Raw genomic sequence first — 257 nt, forward strand, 5'->3', positions numbered from 1 at the left:
TAGAATCACGCTTAAAAGGTGCGCCTGCCGAAGAGCGAAAAGCAGAGCGTCAAGCGCTTGCCAAGCCGATACTGGATGAGCTTTACCAATGGATGACAACCCAGAAGGTGATAGGCTCTAGCCCACTAGGCAAAGCAATAAAGTACACGCTCGGGCAATGGCCTAAACTCATTCGTTATATCGACGATGGTCACTTATCTATCGATAATAATCGCGCAGAGCGCTCTGCGCGATTATTATCGATAGATAAGTGACCA

The 257-nt window shown here is 47.9% G+C and carries 1 pseudogene; it reads left to right on the plus strand.

Annotated elements, in window-relative coordinates:
* Positions 1 to 251, plus strand: a pseudogene (locus AB4507_RS22995) (transposase); the annotation flags it as partial.
* Positions 252 to 257: the final 6 nt, after the last annotated feature.

The organism is Vibrio sp. 10N.222.54.A3 (assembly GCF_041474095.1).
Lineage (GTDB): Bacteria > Pseudomonadota > Gammaproteobacteria > Enterobacterales > Vibrionaceae > Vibrio > Vibrio crassostreae_C.